This window comes from Mucilaginibacter sp. dw_454 (assembly GCF_018449775.1).
Lineage (GTDB): Bacteria > Bacteroidota > Bacteroidia > Sphingobacteriales > Sphingobacteriaceae > Mucilaginibacter.
This window is the reverse complement of the sequence record NZ_JAAVVB010000001.1, coordinates 786,451-805,136: the sequence shown is the minus strand read 5'-3', so window position 1 is coordinate 805,136 and position 18,686 is coordinate 786,451. Positions and strand designations below refer to the sequence as shown.

At 42.6% G+C, this 18,686-nt stretch carries 14 protein-coding genes; 10 read left to right on the top strand and 4 right to left on the bottom strand.

Annotation, left to right across the window (positions count from 1 at the left end; all coding sequences use genetic code 11):
- Positions 1 to 11: 11 nt before the first annotated feature.
- A complete protein-coding gene (locus tag HB679_RS03615; RefSeq protein ID WP_214070567.1) occupies positions 12 to 752 on the bottom strand; it encodes an SGNH/GDSL hydrolase family protein in 741 nt (246 codons plus the stop codon).
- A gap of 129 nt (positions 753 to 881) precedes the next feature.
- Here HB679_RS03615 and HB679_RS03610 point away from each other — a divergent pair, with 129 nt between their 5' ends.
- The 5 genes from HB679_RS03610 to HB679_RS03590 all read left to right on the top strand — a co-directional run bounded on the left by HB679_RS03610 (position 882) and on the right by HB679_RS03590 (position 10,262).
- Positions 882 to 3,845, top strand: coding sequence for a glycosyl hydrolase (locus HB679_RS03610; RefSeq protein WP_214070566.1), 2,964 nt, complete (start codon positions 882 to 884; stop codon positions 3,843 to 3,845).
- A 19-nt stretch (positions 3,846 to 3,864) separates the two neighbouring features.
- On the top strand, positions 3,865 to 5,307 hold the full coding sequence (locus tag HB679_RS03605; protein ID WP_214070565.1) for an arabinose isomerase: 1,443 nt from the start codon (positions 3,865 to 3,867) through the stop codon (positions 5,305 to 5,307).
- Positions 5,308 to 5,317: 10 nt separating this feature from the next.
- On the top strand, positions 5,318 to 6,970 hold the full coding sequence (locus tag HB679_RS03600) for a DUF4980 domain-containing protein (RefSeq protein ID WP_214070564.1): 1,653 nt from the start codon (positions 5,318 to 5,320) through the stop codon (positions 6,968 to 6,970).
- Positions 6,971 to 6,983: 13 nt separating this feature from the next.
- Positions 6,984 to 8,642 (top strand): glycoside hydrolase, encoded by a 1,659-nt coding sequence (locus tag HB679_RS03595; RefSeq protein WP_214070563.1) that lies wholly within the window; start codon positions 6,984 to 6,986, stop codon positions 8,640 to 8,642.
- Between the two features lie 63 nt (positions 8,643 to 8,705).
- The gene (locus HB679_RS03590; protein WP_214070562.1) at positions 8,706 to 10,262 is read left to right on the top strand and encodes a M20/M25/M40 family metallo-hydrolase; all 1,557 of its coding nucleotides are present in this window, start codon (positions 8,706 to 8,708) and stop codon (positions 10,260 to 10,262) included.
- A gap of 67 nt (positions 10,263 to 10,329) precedes the next feature.
- On the opposite strand, the gene HB679_RS03585 is transcribed toward HB679_RS03590, so the two are convergent.
- From HB679_RS03585 to HB679_RS03575, 3 genes are all read right to left on the bottom strand, one after another.
- Positions 10,330 to 11,088, bottom strand: a complete 759-nt coding sequence (locus tag HB679_RS03585; protein WP_214070561.1) for a WecB/TagA/CpsF family glycosyltransferase — start codon at positions 11,086 to 11,088, stop codon at positions 10,330 to 10,332.
- Positions 11,089 to 11,254: 166 nt separating this feature from the next.
- Positions 11,255 to 12,064 (bottom strand): WecB/TagA/CpsF family glycosyltransferase, encoded by an 810-nt coding sequence (locus HB679_RS03580; RefSeq protein ID WP_214070560.1) that lies wholly within the window; start codon positions 12,062 to 12,064, stop codon positions 11,255 to 11,257.
- Positions 12,065 to 12,390: 326 nt separating this feature from the next.
- Positions 12,391 to 13,221 carry a polysaccharide biosynthesis/export family protein gene (locus HB679_RS03575; RefSeq protein WP_214070559.1) on the bottom strand — a complete coding sequence of 277 codons (831 nt, stop codon included), beginning with the start codon at positions 13,219 to 13,221 and terminating at the stop codon, positions 12,391 to 12,393.
- 190 nt (positions 13,222 to 13,411) lie between these two features.
- Here HB679_RS03575 and HB679_RS03570 point away from each other — a divergent pair, with 190 nt between their 5' ends.
- The 5 genes from HB679_RS03570 to HB679_RS03550 all read left to right on the top strand — a co-directional run bounded on the left by HB679_RS03570 (position 13,412) and on the right by HB679_RS03550 (position 18,672).
- On the top strand, positions 13,412 to 13,696 hold the full coding sequence (locus tag HB679_RS03570; RefSeq protein WP_214070558.1) for a SelT/SelW/SelH family protein: 285 nt from the start codon (positions 13,412 to 13,414) through the stop codon (positions 13,694 to 13,696).
- Between the two features lie 60 nt (positions 13,697 to 13,756).
- Positions 13,757 to 14,191 carry an Rrf2 family transcriptional regulator gene (locus tag HB679_RS03565; protein WP_214070557.1) on the top strand — a complete coding sequence of 145 codons (435 nt, stop codon included), beginning with the start codon at positions 13,757 to 13,759 and terminating at the stop codon, positions 14,189 to 14,191.
- Between the two features lie 144 nt (positions 14,192 to 14,335).
- Entirely contained in the window at positions 14,336 to 16,432 is a 2,097-nt protein-coding gene (locus HB679_RS03560) for a HEPN domain-containing protein (protein ID WP_214070556.1), read from the top strand.
- Between the two features lie 12 nt (positions 16,433 to 16,444).
- Entirely contained in the window at positions 16,445 to 17,956 is a 1,512-nt protein-coding gene (locus HB679_RS03555) for a TSUP family transporter (RefSeq protein ID WP_214070555.1), read from the top strand.
- A complete protein-coding gene (locus tag HB679_RS03550) occupies positions 17,956 to 18,672 on the top strand; it encodes a phosphoadenylyl-sulfate reductase (protein WP_214070554.1) in 717 nt (238 codons plus the stop codon). The genes HB679_RS03555 and HB679_RS03550 overlap by 1 nt, the downstream gene beginning before the upstream one ends.
- Positions 18,673 to 18,686 lie beyond the last annotated feature (14 nt).

Here is an 18,686-nt window from a genome sequence, read left to right as displayed (position 1 = left end):
TGACAGCAGGTTCAGGGCGCTGGAAGTGGCGGTATGGTATTCCTGATGGAATCGACGCCTTTCCATATCACTGCGGCAATCTCTCGCATACCTTTATTGCTGGGGTGGAATTGAACATCGGGGTTAGGATACAAGCCCCAGGAATAATTACTCATGTCTTCGCCTAATTTACTTAAAGACACAAACGCCGAATACTTTTTCATGACGTTATCTATAGCCGTTCTGCCTGTCCAGAATGAGCCTACTGCATAAATATGTACATCAGGATTACCTGTCTTGAAATAAGTGATCAGGTCTGAGTACCTTTTATTGAACACTACCGAGTCAAAATCTGCAGGCACGTCCTCACCTATCCTAATGATGATCAGGTCCGGCTTACTATCACGATAACTTCTCAAACTATCATCGATACTATAAGCCTCAGGGAATATTTCAAAACCGGCTATGTTTGTAGCCGCAGTATCGCACCTATTGTTTAGCGCCAAAAACTTTCTGCTTAATATGTGTACATAGTCGCTGTCTGCTACAGTCGCAGCCATTCCCCAATTACCTGTCCATGAATAGACGGGATCTGTTTTGGCGCGTGTTATACTATTGCCTAAAATAAGGACATTACTAAAATAATACTGGCGCTTAATAGCAGGTAATGTGGTCTTTTTACATGCTATTACAAAAAGTGTTACAACTACCAGAGGTATTATCTTTTTCAAATCATTAAAAACTTGATTAAAGGTAATTTTTCTGTGTGACATTACCCAATTATTTGCTTCCATCAAGCATAACAGACAGTATAGGTTGCTCATCATTTTGTTATTTGCCTATATTAGCCATTGCCAATTATCCATTAATTGCTTCCGGCAATATCGGACGCTTATATCTATATGAAAAAAAACCTCCTTAGTGTTCTATTCTTTATTATCGCTGCTATAACTCAGGCTCAAAATATTACCAATCCAACAGCGGCAGCTTTAAAAGCCGGGTTTCTTAATCCGCCTGCATCTGCCAAACCCGGCGTTTACTGGTATTTTATGGATGGCAATATGAATGCAGAGTCGATAACGAAAGATTTGGAGTCGATGAAAAAAGCGGGCATTGGCAATGTGATATTTTTAGAAGTAAATGTGGGCGTACCCCGTGGCAAAGTCGATTTTTTAAGTAACGAATGGCAGGAACTTTTTAAACACGCGGTGCGCGAAAGCGAGCGCCTGGGTATCACCATAACATTAGGCATAGGCCCCGGATGGACTGGCAGCGGCGGCCCCTGGGTAAAACCGGAGGAGTCCATGCAGCACCTGGTTTCAAGCGCTATCACGGTAAAGAGCGGCCAAAAAGATAAAATAATATTACCGGTACCATCACCCAAAGCGCCTTATTTTGGCGATGGCGCCTTCACGCCTGAGCTAAAAGCTCAATGGAATGCATTTTATGAGGATGTAGCCGTGTTGGCTTATCCCACACCCGCCGAAAGTAAAAAGATAGCTGACATTGACGAAAAAGCTTTGTATTACCGTGCGCCTTATTCGTCTGCACCTGGGGTAAAACAGTATTTGCCTTCACTGGCCGAATATTCTGCAGATAAACAAACGGCTGTCGACAAAAAACAGATTATCGATTTAACCAAATATTTAAAAGCCGACGGTACGCTGGATTGGGTACCGCCCAATGGTAATTGGACAATTATGCGGTTTGGCCGCCGTAACAATGGCGCCATTACCCGCCCTGCCCCGGTGCCGGGTTTAGGCTTCGAGTCGGACAAGTTTGACACAGTTGCATTGAATAACCATTTAGATAACTACATTGGCAAATTACTACGCAAAACCGGCGGCGCCAACCCCAAATTACAAGGCGGACTAAAACGCCTGCACATGGATAGCTGGGAAATGGGTTCGCAGAATTGGACGGGTAACTTCCGCGCCGAGTTTATGAAACGTCGCGGTTATGATCCACAGCCCTTCTACCCTGTTTATGCAGGTCAAATTGTAGATAACGAAGAAATAAGCGAACGATTTTTATGGGATCTGCGCCAAACATCGCAGGAATTGGTATTAGAATATCACGCGCAAGCGGTAAAAAAATATGCTCATAAAAACGGCATGACACTCTCTATTGAACCTTACGACATGAACCCCACTGCGGACCTGGAACTTGGCGCGGTGGCCGACGTACCGATGAGTGAATTCTGGAGCAAAGGTTTTGGCTTTAATTCGTCATTCAGCGTGGTTGAAGCTACTTCGATAGCCCACGTTAACGGGCGTTCGCTCACCCCTGCCGAATCATTCACTGCACAAAACGATGAAAGCTGGAAACAATTTCCCGGCTCCATGAAAAATCAGGGCGACTGGGCATTTGCTGCAGGCATTAATCAGTTTGTTTTTCACACGTTTGAGAATCAGTTTTTGGCCGACTCATTACGCCCCGGCGCTACGATGGGCCCATATGGTGTGCATTGGGACCGTAACCAAACCTGGTGGCCAATGGTAAGTGCCTATCATGAATATGTGAGCCGTTGCAGCTATATTTTACAACAAGGCAATACCGTTGCCGATGTTTTGTATTTAACACCCGAAGGATCGCCGCATGTTTTCAGGCCACCATTTTCTGCCTTGCAGGGTAATGACACTATCCCCGACCGTCGTGGTTATAATTTTGACGGATGTTCGCCGGGACTATTATACAAAGCGAGTGTAAAGAATGGCAAAGTTATTTTCCCGGGTGGTGCCAGCTATCGCATTTTGGTGCTGCCTTTGGTAGCAACAATGACACCGGCGCTCTTGACCAAAATTGAACAATTAGTTAAAGATGGTGCTACGATTGTTGGCATGCCGCCGATAAAATCGCCAAGCTTAGCTAACTACCCTGCATGCGATGCGCAGATCGCTCATCTGGTAGATGCTATTTGGGGTATTCATCACATACCGGCGGATGCGGCCACCTTTTATTATCGTAATTACGGAAAGGGCGAAGTGGTTTGGGGTGGCGGCCTGGCTTATCAACAAGACAATCTTTATCCAAATTATGGCGTGACTACCCGCATCCTTAAAAGTATGGGTGTCGCTGAAGATTTTAAGGCCGACGCTCCTATCCGTTACACGCATCGCGCTGGTGAAAATTGGGATGCTTATTTCATCGCCAATACAACAAATCAATCAGTTAATGCCGATGCAACTTTCAGAATTGCAAATGGTTCGCCGCAACTGTGGGATGCTGTAAGCGGTAAAATCATAACGCTACCAGAATTTAAACAAACCGCAGGGCGCACTACGATTCCCTTACAATTAGTGCCTTATCAAAGCTATTTTGTTGTCTTTGCTAAAAGCCCCGCTGTTGCATCTACCAGGCACAAAAACTTTGCTACAATAAACAAGGTAGCAACCTTAACCGGGCCATGGAATGTTTCTTTCGATCCGAAATGGGGCGGCCCGAAAAATATAGCATTTGATGCTTTAACAGATTGGACACAAAATGGTGATGCTGGTATCAAGTATTATTCGGGCACGGCGGTCTATAATAAAACATTTGACCTGCCCACTAGTATAAATCTGGCTAAAGGAGATAAATTATTGCTAAACCTGGGCGAAGTGTATGACCTTACCCGCGTAAAATTAAACGGCAAAGATCTTGGTGTTTTGTGGACAGCACCATGGGCAGTCGATATTTCATCGGCACACAAAAAAGGAAATAAACTGGAGATTGAAGTGATTAATCGCTGGCCTAACCGTTTAACCGGCGATAGGCAAGGCAATGGTAAGCATTATACGCATACCACTTATAATCCATACACCCAAAATTCGCCCTTGTATAAATCCGGGCTGTTAGGGCCGGTAACTATCGAGATGAGTCGTTAATTCTATAATTATAAAAACAATGTCAGCATCTAAAAATACACAACCGGTAAAAATTGGCCTTTTCGGCATTGGGTTGGATACTTATTGGGATCAGTTCGAGGGATTAGAACAACGCCTTCGCGGCTATGTCGACCTGGTGGGGAATAAATTAAATCAATTTGATATTGAAGTTGTAAATCTTGGTTTAATAGATAATGCACAAAAAGCTTTTGAAGCCGGCAGAACCTTTAAACGTGAAGATGTTGAGCTGATATTTTTGTACGTAACTACTTATGCTTTATCGTCAACAGTGTTGCCGGCAGTTAAAAAATCCGGGGTGCCGGTAATTGTTTTAAACCTGGCTCCTGAAGCAGCTATCGACTATAAAACTTTCAATAATTTAAATGACCGTACCAAAATGACAGGCGAATGGCTGGCCTACTGTTCTGCTTGCCCGGTGCCTGAAATTGCCAATGTATTTAAACGATCTGGTATTCCCTTTTACCAAATTACCGGGCTGCTGAATGATGACCCGCATGTGTGGCGCGAGGTTGAAGAATGGGTAGCTGCAACTAAAGTGGCTAATGCGATGTACTACAATACGTTGGGTGTAATGGGTAATTATTATGGTGGCATGCTGGACATCTACGCTAATCTTACGCTGCAATGCGCCACTTTTGGCGGGCATATTGAAATTATTGAGGTAGATGAGTTGTCGGGCCTGAAAGGTGATGTCACCCAAACGGAAATAACTGATAAGATTGCCACCATCCAAAAATGGTTTGATGTACAATCAGATTGCCCGGAGGATGAAGTGAAACGCGCTGCTTTGACGGCTGTAGCATTGGACAAACTTGTCTACAAATACAACCTTGGCTCCATTGCTTATTATCACAAAGGCAGCGGTAATGCAACTAATGAAGATACCATGAGTTCGGTGATTTTGGGCACCTCGTTGCTGACCGGTAACCATATCCCGGTAGCCGGCGAGTATGAGATCAAGAATGTGCAAGCCATGAAGATCATGGACAGCTTTGGCGCGGGCGGTTCATTTACCGAATACTATGCTATGGATTTTAACGACGATGTGGTTTTAATGGGTCATGACGGCCCCTGCCATCCCGCCATCGCCGAAGGCAAAATAAAAGTAAAACCGCTGCAGGTTTACCACGGCAAGGTAGGCAAAGGTTTGTCGGTCGAAATGTCGGTAAAGCATGGGCCGGTAACATTGCTATCGGTAGTCGAGACTGCAGACAATAAGATCATGTTGCTAATTGCTGAAGCTGAATCTGTGCCAGGACCTATTTTGGAGATCGGTAATACCAATAGCCGCTATAAATTTGCTATCGGTGCACGTGCTTTTGTGGAAAGCTGGAACGCGTATGGACCCGCCCATCATTGTGCCATTGGCAAAGGGCATATTGCCTCAAAAATTATGAAGCTGGGTAATTTGCTTAATTTGGAATCTATAAAAGTTTGTTAAATTTTTGAAAATGAAATGTAATCCTAATAATATTTGGCCTGTAACTAAGAAATTACTTTTAGTGGTTTTATTGTCTATCTCTGTTTTAACAGCTTCGGCTACCGACCTTAAGATCATCATACAAAAACAATATCTTAATATTCCCGTGGGCCGCCAGGCACGCATGAAACTGATCAAAATCAATGTCGGCGGCAAGAGTTTGCGCGAGTTCCCGGTGCAACTGGCCGAGGGTACCACAGATTATTGGATCTATATAGACGTAACCGAATTTAAAGGAAAAGCGGTTACATTATCGTGTCCTGCTAAGATAAAGGACATCAAACGGATTTACCAGGACGACAAAATAAACGGCAGCGACAGTTTGTACAAAGAAAGCTACCGTCCGCAATTTCATTTTACAGTTAAGCGTGGTTGGAGCAATGATATTAACGGATTAATTTATATCAATGGCACTTATCACATGTATTGGCAGGCATTCCCATTTGGTTTATCATGGAATACCGGCTATATGTATTGGGGCCATGCTACCAGTAAAGATATGCTGCACTGGACCGAACACGCGCCTGCGCTGATGTTGGATAGTCTTGGTTCTCCATGGTCAGGCTCATCGGTCATTGATAAAAACAATGATGGTGGATTTGGCAAAAACGCTTTGGTGATATATTATACAGCCTATGATCTCACATCCTTTAAGCAGGTGCAGTGCATCGCTTACAGTATCGATGGTGGCAAAACTTATCATCGATACAAAGGTAACCCAGTGTTGGACAGCAACTGGGATGTAGACAGCAAAGACACCCGCGATCCCAAGGTTTTTTATTATGAACCAACCCAAACCTGGGTAATGGTTTTATTTGAGCGCGATGGCCTGTCTATCTACAATTCAAAGGATATGAAGAGCTGGAAAAAGCAGAGCCATGTACAAGGGTTGTACGAATGCCCGGACTTTTTTGAGTTACCTGTTGATGGTAATATATCCAATAAGAAATGGGTGCTGCATGGTGGTAGCGCCGATTATATGATCGGCACTTTTGATGGAAAAACCTTTACCCCCGAAACGCCAAAAATGCGTTATGCCGAGGGCCGCTCCTGGGGCGGGGACGATATGTTGTACGCTACCAATTCGTTCTCGAATATGCCCGATGGCCGCCGTGTACAGATAGCCTGGGGCCGGGCGCAGCACCAGGGCATGCCCTTTACGCAGATGATGTTATTTCCAACTGAGTTTTCGATTACTACTGATGATGGCAAACTTAAGTTGGTAGCTAATCCCATCAAAGAAATTGAAAAACTGGATGCAAATACTATAACCTGGAAAAATATATCCGCCGAAACTGCCGATAAAAAATTGGCCGATATTAAATCCGGCTTGCTTCATGTAAAAGCCGATTTGAAAATTGAAAAAGGCCGCCGCTTGATGATCAGTTATAATGGTGAAGAACTACTAAACTTACCTGCGGCGGAGCTTAACCCGAATGATAATACTTTGGAAATATTGATCGATAAAACATCATCAGAAATATTTGTCAATCATGGCCGTCGTTATATCGTTAAAAACTTAAAGCCATCAACTAATAATACGGGCTTGTCTTTTGGCGACAAGGATGGTTTGAATATTAAGTTGTTAACCGTTTCTGAAGTACGTTCTGTTTGGAATAATTAAAACTAAATCAACAATGTCATCTTTTAAATCCATTCACTACTTCATTGCCTTAACAATTTGTTCAGTCGCAGTCTCTATCACCCAGGTTTGCGCACAAGATGTTTATGCCGCTTATCGCAAAGATTGGCTCAAAAAGGCCGAAGAGTTTAAACCGGTTTTACAAGAGACTATTAAGAAACCGATAGGCATAGTCCGCATGGAAAAAGATGCATCTGCTTTCCAGGGATGGAAGGCGGTTAGCGCGGGCGGCATGGATCAACTATACAATTCATCGTTTAACAAAAAGAATAGCGGCATTGTGGTTGATTTTGGCGAACATTTGACTGGCTATTGCACCATTACCCTAAAAACCCGCCGCAGCGATATGGATGCACCGTTAAGGTTAAAACTAACTTTCGGCGAAGTGCCCGCAGAGTTGATGACGCCCTTTGATCCTTATCCCGGAGGCTTGAGCCGCGCCTGGCTGCAGGACGAAACTATTACCGTTACTGTTTTACCTGCGACTATAACTATCCCCCGCAGGGTTGCTTTCAGGTATTTAAAGATCGACTGGCTGGGTTCATCGTCTAATTTTGAATTCGGTATTGCTGATATTAGTTTTAAAGCAAGCACGTCAGTTACCGTTACACCTTCTGCCCTTTCGGCCAGCACCTCACCTGTAATTAAAGATATTGACAGGGTTGGTTTAAACACCTTAAAAGAATGCATGCAAACGGTTTATGAAGACGGCCCCAAGCGCGACCGTCGCTTATGGATTGGCGATACTTACCTGGAATCGCTGGCCAATAATTATTCGTTTCATAACGATAAGCTCACTAAACGTTGCCTTTACATGTTAGCGGGATTAGCTAATGATGATGGTTTACTAAATGCCGATGTTTTTGAGTACCCCGAACCACATGCGCAGAAAACCGATTTGCTTGATTATTGCTTTTTGTATAATGTGGCGCTAAAAGAATATGTAGCCGCTACCGGCGACAAACAAACCGGGCTTGACCTTTGGCCCGTCGCTAAAAAACAATTGGATATAGCCCGAAAATATGCCTTGCCTGATGGCATGATGGATTACGAAAAAGCTAACCGCGAATGGTGGGTGTTTTTTGATTGGAAAGATGGCCTTGATAAGCAGGCGCCCTTACAGGGTATTACTATTTTCACCCTTAACCAAACTTATGAGTTGGCTAAACTATTAGGTAAAGAATCAGAAGTGGCCGATCTTCCTGCTTTCGCGAAAAAATTAAAAGATGCAGCGCACAAGAACTTGTATGATAAAAGTTCAGGACTGTTTGTAAGTGGAAAGGATAAACAAATCTCCTACGGCAGCCAGGCCTGGATGATATTGAGCGGAGTTGCTTCAAAACCCGAAGCGCAGCGCGCATTAAAAGCTTTACCAGGCGTCAGTAATGCGGTTAAACCCGGCGCGCCTTACATGTATCACTATTATATAGCTGCGCTGATTGCGAGCGGCTTAGATGCCGAAGCTAAACAAGCCATGATTGATTATTGGGGTGGGATGATAAAAAAAGGTGCTGATACGTTCTGGGAAGTATATGATCCTAACGATGACTTTAAATCGCCTTACGGCTTCTTCCCTGTTAACAGTTACTGTCATGCCTGGAGCTGTACGCCTGTATATTTCATCCGTAAGTATCCGGAAATCTTTCAGCGGTAGTTCGGTTAAGTCATCAATCAAAATAAATTAGCGTAGTTCAACACAAATTTTTATTTTGTGTTCATGAAAACTGATCTTACTTATCGTAAAAACTATCGCTTAAAAATCGGCCTCGCTATAGCCGGTATTTTTATTGGAAGCGCATCCTTTGCACAATCACCACAATCTGTCGTTGATGGCATTATGCAGGAAGAAACAAACAATTCACAATTACAAAAATTAGCTCAAGAACTTTTCGACGGCGTAGGCCCGCGCCTGGTGGGTACGCCTCAAATGGATAAGGCCGGCGATTGGGCCGTAGCTAAATACAAAAGCTGGGACATTGCTGCCAAAAAAGAAAACTGGGGTGTATGGCGCGGCTGGGAACGTGGCATTAGCCATATCGACATGATCTCGCCGCGGGTAAAATCTCTGGAAGGCACCCAATTGTGCTGGAGTCCGGGTATGGGCAAGAAGACAGTAACTGCAGAGACTATTATTATTCCTGACCTGGCGGATTCTACCGCTTTTCAAAAATGGCTGCCTAATGTTAAAGGCAAAATCGTGTTAATCTCGATGTGCCAGCCAACCGGCCGCCCGGACGATAACTGGAAGGAGTTTGGTTTGAAAGAGTCTATCGACAAAATGAATAATAACCGCAAAGCTATGGCTACGGCATGGACGGCCCGTATCAAAAAAACTGGCTATACTTCGCGTACGTTGCCTGTTGCATTAGAAAACGCAGGCGCTGTTGGTATTATCAGCAATTATTGGTCGGCCGGTTTTGGAGTCGATAAAATATTTAGCGCTTATACTAAAAAAGTGCCTACGGTTGATGTTGCATTAGAGGATTACGGCGTGCTTTACCGTTTAACAGAAGCCGGCACTCCTCCTACCCTTAGTTTACATACCGAATCAAAAGAATTAGGCGAAGTGCCAACCTTTAACACCATTGCCGAAATTAAAGGAACCGAAAAACCCGATGAATATGTAATGCTATCTGCACATTTCGACTCTTGGGATGGCGGCACAGGCGCTACTGATAATGGTACCGGAACGTTAACCATGATGGAAGCCATGCGTTTGTTGAAGAAGTTTTACCCGCACCCAAAACGCACCATTTTGGTAGGTCACTGGGCCAGCGAAGAAGAGGGCTTAAACGGCTCGCGCGCTTTTGTTGAGGATCATCCCGAAATAGTTAAAAACCTGCAGGTTCTTTTTAACCAGGATAATGGTACCGGGCGGGTTATGAATATATCCGGAGCAGGTTATGAGGATTCTAAAGATTTCTTCACCCGTTGGTTAGCGCCGGTGCCTGATACTATTAAAAATAGAATTAAGTTAGACTTTCCGGGTAAGCCAGGTGGTGGCGGGTCTGACTTTGCCTCGTTTGACGCGGTTGGTGCCCCGGGATTTGAATTAAGCTCGTTAAATTGGTCCTACGGTGCTTATACCTGGCATACCAATCGCGATACTTATGATAAGTTGGTTTTTGATGATCTGAGAAACAATGCTATCCTGACAGCCATACTGGTATACATGGCTAGCGAAGATCCTGAGAAAACCAAGAATATTAAGGTTCAGGGCATTAAATGGCCCGAACCTGTTAAAGCTAATCGTCGCGGTGGGCTGGATAAGTAGCCCTAAGGAGCTAAAACAAGAAGCCGTTCCGGAAATCCGAAACGGCTTTCTTGTTTTATATCATAATCTAATTAGAAAAACCAAGCTTTGCCTTTACCAGCTCAAACACAAACGCGGGGCCGTAGTAAAGGTATCTTTTAGCCATACGTTTAGGTTCTTTTGCCAATCTAACGGCCCACTCTAATCCCAGGTTTACCCAAAAATCAGAGGGACGGGTTATGGTCTCGGCATAGAAATCAAATACTGCACCTATAGCACATATAATCGTTGTATCTAATTGATCTTTAAATCTATATGACCATTTTTCTTGCTTTGGCGCAGTCATCCCCACAAATAAAACTTTTGGTTTAAAAGCGTTTACAGCATCAATCATGCCCTGGTTCTCTTCGTCGCTAAACTCGGCTTTAAAAGGCGGAGAATAAGAGCCCACTTTAATCTTTGGATAGTCTTTAGCCAAACGTTTCTTGATCAGCTCTAAAGTACTTTCTGAGGCTCCCAGGTAAAAACAACTTGCACCTTCCTGGTTAAGTTTTTGTAAAAGATATTGATGGATATCGGCCCCCGCAATTTTCTTTACGTTATCACCGGTCATCATTTTTGCAGCGGCAACTATACCCACGCCGTCGGGCAGTAATATATCAGAACCGATAAGCGCTTTTTTGAAATCTTCGTCTTTTTCGGCAATCATATAAGAGTACTGATTAACCGTGGTTATCAGGGTCTTTTTATCAAAATTAAGCTTACTGAGACTACTGTTAAAGATCGAATAATCTAATACGTCTACTGTAGAATATTTTAAGACATCATCAAGATTATATCCTGCCATATTTAGCGGTTGGTTGTTTATTACGATATGGGCAAAAACAGCACCTAAGTTAAACAAACTAATTTTAGTTAGCCAAGTAAAACATAGAATATTTAGCTAGTGTTTTTAATAAAAAAAGCGCCCCTGTATTACTTGAGGGCGCTCTGATCGTTATATATAAGTTTTATCAGGCAATGGCATGCGGGCGCACAACGCTATGTTTGCGGGCGCCCGGCTTATGAAAAACCGACGTTAGTTTGGCCTTAAATAACTCGTACACAAATAAGGGCCCGTAGTAAAGGTAACGTCTGGCCATACGTTTGGGTTCTTTGGCCAAACGCACAGCCCACTCAAGTCCCAGATTGATCCAGAACTCTGAGGGGCGTGTTACTGTTTCGGCATAAAAATCAAATACAGCGCCTATGGCACAAATAACAGTAGCATCTAATTGGTCTTTGTACTTAGCGGCCCATTTTTCTTGTTTAGGAGCGGTCATGCCAATAAACAGTACCTGTGGTTTAAAAGCATTAACCGCATCAATCATTGCAGCATCCTCTTCGGCGTTAAATTCGGCCTTAAAGGGCGGCGAATAACTGCCTACTTTAATTTTAGGGTATTCTGTTGAAAGGCGTTTTTTTATTAACGCCAACGTATTTTCAGAAGCACCTAAATAAAAGCAGCTACCTCCCTCCTCATTTAGCTTTTGTAATAAGTGTTGATGGATGTCGGCACCGGCAATTTTCTTTACTGTTTCACCATTCAACATCTTTGCAGCTGCAACGATGCCAACACCATCGGGTAATAATATGTCAGAAGATATCAGCGCTTTTTTAAATGCTTCATCTTTTTCGGCAACCATATATGAGTATTGATTAACCGTAGATATCAGGCATTTTGTGTCGAAATTGATTTTGTTAAGGCTGCTATTAAAAACAGCATAGTCCAAAACGTCTACAGTTGAATATTTTAAAATGTCTTCTAAAACAAACGGTGCCATAATTAGGGGTGTTAAGTATATTGCTTGTAAGGCAAATACTACACCTAAATTATATCAATGTATTAAATAGCTTAAAAACAGCATTTTAAGCTGTAATTTATGTACATTTTTTTGCAGTGTGGGAATTAACCAAAGGTTTACTTCCACAAAGTGTGGAATTGTTTCCCACAAGTTTGTTACATAGTGGCGGGTGTGGGTTATTTGCACCGATAAAGATCGAATGATTTCTAGGTGTCAAATCAAGTTATACAGAATGTCTCGCACCGTGATTTGATATCGCGGCAAGCATAGATACCATTAAACAACACGCATTTACGTATATATTCTTATTTACTGTTGTGGTATAAAAAATAAGAGGTTACGATAACTCCAAGCGCCGAGATAACGGCCAAAGTGGTGTTCAATGAACGATATCCCAAATCAAGCGGAGCGTATTTGATACGATCAGGCTCAACGTATATCACGTCGTTATTTCGTAAATAATAATAGGGCGATGAAAAAATATTTTTCGATGTAAGGTCTATCGGCAAGTATTGACGTTTGCCATCAACTTCTCTTATTAATAATACGTTCTTACGTTTAGCGGTGATATTCAGGTCGCCGGCAAGGCCAAGTGCCTCCATAATAGTGATACGCTCGTTTTGTACACTAAATACATCCGGCCTAAGCACATCGCCCAAAACAGAAACTTTAAAATTTAATACACGGACACTCACTACCGGTTGTTTAAGATATTGCTCTAATTGCGGGGCCAGTTTGGCAGCAATCTCATCAGTAGTCATCCCGCTTACTTTTAGTTTACCTAAGTAAGGGACAACGATCTCGCCGTCCTGGTTAACTCTATACCCATAAACCGGATTTGGATTTGCATTATCAGTACCTTGTGGAACATTAGCCCTGGAGGTACTTGCATTGGGTAAGTTGGTGCCTGTAATACGTTCATTAGTGTTAAACTCGTTTTCGGGAGTTAAACTGGCAACGGTAATGCCCAGCAGATCGCCGCCTTGTATCTTAAACGGCGAGTAATTATTAATGCTTTCTTCTGATATTTTTTTATGGTCAAGATCCTGAAAATAAGGTAATTTACTGTAGTTAGAGCATGAAAAACAGAACAGCATTAGTACCAAAAAAAATACTTTATTTAGGTTAGATCTCATCGTCTGCAAGCATTAAATATAGCTGTTTCGAAATTAGCAATTACTTTGGTACTGTCTATTGGATTTTATTAACAAAACCGCATTTAATTAACACTTGTATAAACCCATGAAAAACAGATAAAGATCCTCCGCCATTTATTCATCATGATTTAATCTGTAAATTTGAATAACGATTTATCATTGACCGCCCATGAAACCAACCATAACCATTGAATATTGCCCAAAATGCCATTGGCTGTTACGTGCAGCTTATATGGCGCAAGAACTACTTACCACTTTTGAGGACGATTTGTATGGCGTAACCTTACACCCCAGTGAAATTGCCGGGCGTTATAATATCAGCATCAATAACGAAAAATTGTTTGACCGTAAAGAACAAGGGCGTTTCCCCGAGGTCAAAGAATTGAAACAGCTGGTGCGCGATAAAGTTAACCCTAACAAGAGTTTAGGTCACTCTGATTCAATTGTAAAATAAGTATAGTAAATCGGTATTCTTAATTCCATTAGTTATATTTGCGGGTTATTAAATTTAAAAATGCTATCGAAAAAAACTAAATATGCTATCAAAGCATTAGTGATCCTTGGGAAGAACATGGACAAACCTCCTATGCAGATCTCGAAAATTGCAGAACAAGAACGTATACCAAAAAAATTTCTTGAACAAATATTGCTCGATATGCGTAACGCCGGCTTTCTATACAGTAAAAAAGGCGCCGGAGGCGGTTACGCTTTAAATAAAGATCCAAAAGATATTTACCTGGTAAGTATTCTGCGCATTACTGACGGACCGGTGGCTATGTTGCCTTGCGCCAGTTTAAATTTTTATCATAAGTGCGACGAATGCCACTCTGAGGTTAGTTGTGGCATACGCGATGTGTTTGTTGATGTGCGCGATGCCACGCTTAAAATACTGTCAGAAACCAGTATTGCCGATGTGATTGCCCGCGAAACCAAGCTGATCAACGTTTAAGTTGATTATTCATCTGATTGTTAAAATTCACGTTTTTTAAATTATATTCTACCAGTTCCATATACTATAGGTATATTTGGAAAGTAATAAATACCTCGTTCCGGTTATGAACAGAGGCCTTAATTTTATACCAGATTTAAGTCTATGCAAAGCTTTAGAACAGAGCTCGAAAATCCAGTTGTTGAACAAGATATAATCAATCTTGAAAAGAAGATCCGCGAATTTCGTGAAGGAAAAATTAATGATGAGAAATTTAGAAGTTTACGTTTAGCCAGGGGGATCTATGGCCAACGCCAGCCGGGCGTACAGATGGTGCGCATTAAGCTACCGTTTGGAAAAGTAACCTTTAAACAACTACTGCGCATTGCTGAAGTATCAGACGAATATGCAAGCCGCAACCTGCACTTAACTACCCGCCAGGATATACAAATACACTACGTTAGTTTAGACAGAACGCCCCAACTTTGGGCCGATCTTGAAAAAGACGATGTAACACTTCGCGAAGCTTGCGGTAATACCGTACGTAATGTTACAGCCTCTCCTACTGCCGGTATCGACCCGAATGAGCCATTTGACGTTTCGCCATATGCTTACGGTACTTTTGATTATTTATTACGCAATCCGGTTAACCAGGATATGCCGCGTAAATTCAAAATTTCTTTCTCGGCAAATGATCAGGATACCGCGTTCTCATTTATACATGATCTGGGCTTTATCCCTAAGATAAATGAAAAAGGCGAGCGTGGTTTTAAAGTGATGCTGGGCGGTGGCCTGGGTGCACAACCTATCCTGGCTAATATCGTTGAAGAATTTTTACCTGAAGATCAGTTGATTCCTTATACAGAGTCAGCTATCCGTGTGTTTGACCGTTATGGTGAGCGTAATAACCGTAATAAAGCGCGTTTTAAATATGTTATCCAGAAATATGGTTTGGAGGAAGTATTGCGCTTAATGCAGGTTGAAAGAACAGCAAACAAAACAAAATCTTACAAAATAGATATTGAAGCGGTTGAAGTGCCTGCTTTACCTGCCGAGCAACAATTTGGCGATGTAACCATCAGTAATCCGCTGGGTTATGAGCAATGGTTGGCTACCAACGTATTTGAGCAAAAGCAAAAAGGTTTTTACGGTGTGTACATCAAAGTACAAACCGGCGATATCCCAACTGATAAAGCCCGCAAACTAGTTGCCTTATTGCAACCTTTAGCCGGCGACGAGATCCGCGTTACGCAGAACCAGGGTTTATTGTTAAAGTATGTTCGTAAAGAGGCATTTGCAACCCTATATAACGGCCTGGCCGAACTAGGCATGGCTGCTCCGGGTTTTGACAGCGTTGCCGATGTAACCACCTGCCCGGGTACCGATACCTGTAACCTTGGTATCTCCAACAGTATGACTTTTGCACGTGTATTGGAAGATCTGATCTATAACGAATATGAAGATCTGATTTATAATCGCGATATTACTATAAAAATAAGCGGCTGTATGAATTCATGCGGTCAGCATAGCATGGCGCATATTGGTTTCCATGGCAGCTCATTAAAAGCCGGTGCTAAGGTATTGCCGTCAATGCAGGTAATGCTGGGCGGTGGTGTTGTTGGCGATGGCGTTGGCCGTGCCGGCGACCGTGTGATCAAGATCCCTGCAAAACGTGCTACACAAGTATTAAGAGATCTGTTAGATGATTATAAAGCTAATTCTATAGAGAACGAACTTTTTAATGACTATTACGACCGCCAGGGTAAAGACTATTTCTATCAAATGCTGAAACCATTGGCAGATCTGACCACCTTAACCGATGAAGATTTTGTGGACTGGGGCCATGTAGAAAGCTATGAAAAAGCAATTGGTGTAGGCGAATGTGCCGGCGTAGTAATTGACCTGGTAGCTACTTTGCTTTATGAAAGTGACGAGAAATTAGAATGGGCAAATGAATCTTTCAAAGGTGGTGCCTGGGCAGATGCTATTTACCACTCATACAACGTATTTATTAACTCGGCAAAAGCGTTATTGTTAGATAAGGGCGTTAACTCCAGCACACAGATTGGTATCATGAAAGAGTTTGATGCTCAATATGTTGCTACCGGGGAGTTTGCTTTGAACGGCGACAACTTTAACGAGTTAGTTACTCAAATTAACCAACACGAACCATCTGAAGAATTTGCTACCCGTTACAAAGCTTTGGCTACAGAATTTTTGGCTAACGTAAAAGCTAAAAGAGAAACTGTATTGCAATCGTAATAAATCATTTATATGGCGTTGCTATCAGAAAATAACGAAACGATTACAGTGCAGGACGAGAAAAACAGCGGCAACCAGTTGTTCCCGGTTTTTTTAAAATTGAATAAGTTGCATACCGTACTGATCGGTGCCGGCAATGTTGGCCTGGAAAAGCTGAACGCTATTTTACATAATAGCCAGCAAGCGCGCGTAACCATTATTGCCAAATCTGTAATTCAAGGCGTTTATGACCTATCAGCAACTTATCCTGCTATAAAAATTATTGAAAAAGCTTTCAGTGATGATGATCTGGACACTGCGGACCTGGTTATTGCCGCTACGGATGATTCTATACTAAACGCCTATATCCGCGATTCTGCGCATCAGCGTAAACTGTTAATCAACGTAGCAGACAAACCTGACTTATGCGATTTTTACCTGGGTTCTATCGTCCAAAAAGGCGACCTAAAAATCGGTATCTCGACCAATGGTAAATCGCCTACTATAGCTAAACGCTTACGCGAAGTATTGGACGAAAGCATCCCTCAGGAATTGGACGACTCGTTAAAGCATATGAGTCAGCTACGCGAAACGCTATCGGGTGATTTTACCGATAAAGTAAAAAAGCTAAATAAAGCAACGTCTGTACTGGTTGAACGGCAAAACAAACCAAAGAACTTGAAGTGGTTAATCTGGCTATCGCTGGTGTTTGCCATTGCTGTAGCAGGCACAGCATTATGGTTCAACGAGCCTGCGTTTAAAACTTACGTTCAGCATATCAACCCTATATTTTATTATTTCTTAGCCGCTGGCTTTGTATTTGGGTTGATTGACGGCGCTATTGGTATGTCCTACGGTGTTACTTCAACCACATTTTCATTATCAATGGGCATCCCTCCCGCTTCAGCAAGTATGGGTGTGCATTTGTCAGAGATTATGAGCAACGGCATTGCCGGTTGGATGCATTACCGCATGGGCAACATTAACTGGAAGTTGTTTTGGCTGTTACTTGTACCCGGTATCATAGGTGCGGTAAGCGGTGCCTATATATTATCATCACTTGAACATTACAGTGCTTATTCGAAACCATTTGTGTCGCTATACACGCTTATTTTGGGTGTGGTAATTTTCTTTAAAGCGATTAATCTAAAACGTAAAAGAACAGAACGCCCAAAGAAAATCAAGCGAATAAGGTTATTAGGTTTTGGCGGCGGATTTATTGACGCGGTTGGCGGTGGTGGCTGGGGCTCTATTGTATTATCAGCGCTGATAGCCGGTGGCCGTAATGCACGTTTCTCATTAGGTACTGTTAAGCTATCGCGATTTTTTATCGCTTTAATGAGCTCGCTTACGTTCATCACCATGCTAAACGGCAAACATTGGGAAGCAGTAGCCGGATTAGTATTTGGTAGCGCTTTGGCGTCGCCTATAGCAGCTAAGATCTCTAACAAAATTTCAACTAAAGCTATTATGATATCGGTAGCGGTTATAGTTGTTCTGATAAGTTTAAAAAGCATTGTTACCTTTGCAATGAAGATTATATAATGAGCACCCAGGCAGAAAATATCAAACAGTTAACAGCAGGTCTTGATCCTATTGCTGCGTTAACTAAATTAGCCGATGAGTTTCCGGGGCAAGTTGTTTTTTCGAGCAGCTTCGGCTGGGAAGATCAGGCTATAACGCACATGATCTTCGCCAATAACCTGCCTATCAAAGTATTCACTTTGGAAACTGGCCGTATTTTCCCGGAGACCTATTATGTGTGGAACCGCACCATGGAAATCTATGGCAAGACTATTTTTGCTTACTATCCGCAGCATGAAGCTGTTGAGAAAATGCTGAATGAGAAAGGCCCAAGCAGTTTTTATGAATCGGTAGAGAATCGTAAAGAGTGCTGTGGTATCCGTAAAGTTGAACCTTTAAACCGGGCGCTTGCGGGCAATAAAGTTTGGATTACCGGTATCCGTGCCGAGCAGTCTGTTAACCGTCACGACATGCATAATGTAGAATGGGACGAGCCACATAACCTGGTAAAGTTCCACCCTGTTTTTGACTGGACTTTAGCCGATGTAAAAGCATACATCAAACAATATAACATACCTTACAATACACTGCATGACCGCGGTTTCCCAAGTATTGGGTGCCAACCATGCACAAGAGCGATACAAGAGGGCGAAGATTTTAGAGCAGGACGCTGGTGGTGGGAAGACCAATCCAAAAAAGAATGCGGACTGCACGAGTTAATAATTGATAATAAGTAATTATTGTATAAGCG

Bases quoted from the DNA above. Each gene is read 5' to 3' on its own strand.
- HB679_RS03615 (WP_214070567.1), bottom strand. From the start codon at position 752: ATGTCACACAGAAAAATTACCTTTAATCAAGTTTTTAATGATTTGAAA.
- HB679_RS03610 (WP_214070566.1), top strand. From the start codon at position 882: ATGAAAAAAAACCTCCTTAGTGTTCTATTCTTTATTATCGCTGCTATA.
- HB679_RS03605 (WP_214070565.1), top strand. From the start codon at position 3,865: ATGTCAGCATCTAAAAATACACAACCGGTAAAAATTGGCCTTTTCGGC.
- HB679_RS03600 (WP_214070564.1), top strand. From the start codon at position 5,318: ATGAAATGTAATCCTAATAATATTTGGCCTGTAACTAAGAAATTACTT.
- HB679_RS03595 (WP_214070563.1), top strand. From the start codon at position 6,984: ATGTCATCTTTTAAATCCATTCACTACTTCATTGCCTTAACAATTTGT.
- HB679_RS03590 (WP_214070562.1), top strand. From the start codon at position 8,706: ATGAAAACTGATCTTACTTATCGTAAAAACTATCGCTTAAAAATCGGC.
- HB679_RS03585 (WP_214070561.1), bottom strand. From the start codon at position 11,088: ATGGCAGGATATAATCTTGATGATGTCTTAAAATATTCTACAGTAGAC.
- HB679_RS03580 (WP_214070560.1), bottom strand. From the start codon at position 12,064: ATGGCACCGTTTGTTTTAGAAGACATTTTAAAATATTCAACTGTAGAC.
- HB679_RS03575 (WP_214070559.1), bottom strand. From the start codon at position 13,221: ATGAGATCTAACCTAAATAAAGTATTTTTTTTGGTACTAATGCTGTTC.
- HB679_RS03570 (WP_214070558.1), top strand. From the start codon at position 13,412: ATGAAACCAACCATAACCATTGAATATTGCCCAAAATGCCATTGGCTG.
- HB679_RS03565 (WP_214070557.1), top strand. From the start codon at position 13,757: ATGCTATCGAAAAAAACTAAATATGCTATCAAAGCATTAGTGATCCTT.
- HB679_RS03560 (WP_214070556.1), top strand. From the start codon at position 14,336: ATGCAAAGCTTTAGAACAGAGCTCGAAAATCCAGTTGTTGAACAAGAT.
- HB679_RS03555 (WP_214070555.1), top strand. From the start codon at position 16,445: ATGGCGTTGCTATCAGAAAATAACGAAACGATTACAGTGCAGGACGAG.
- HB679_RS03550 (WP_214070554.1), top strand. From the start codon at position 17,956: ATGAGCACCCAGGCAGAAAATATCAAACAGTTAACAGCAGGTCTTGAT.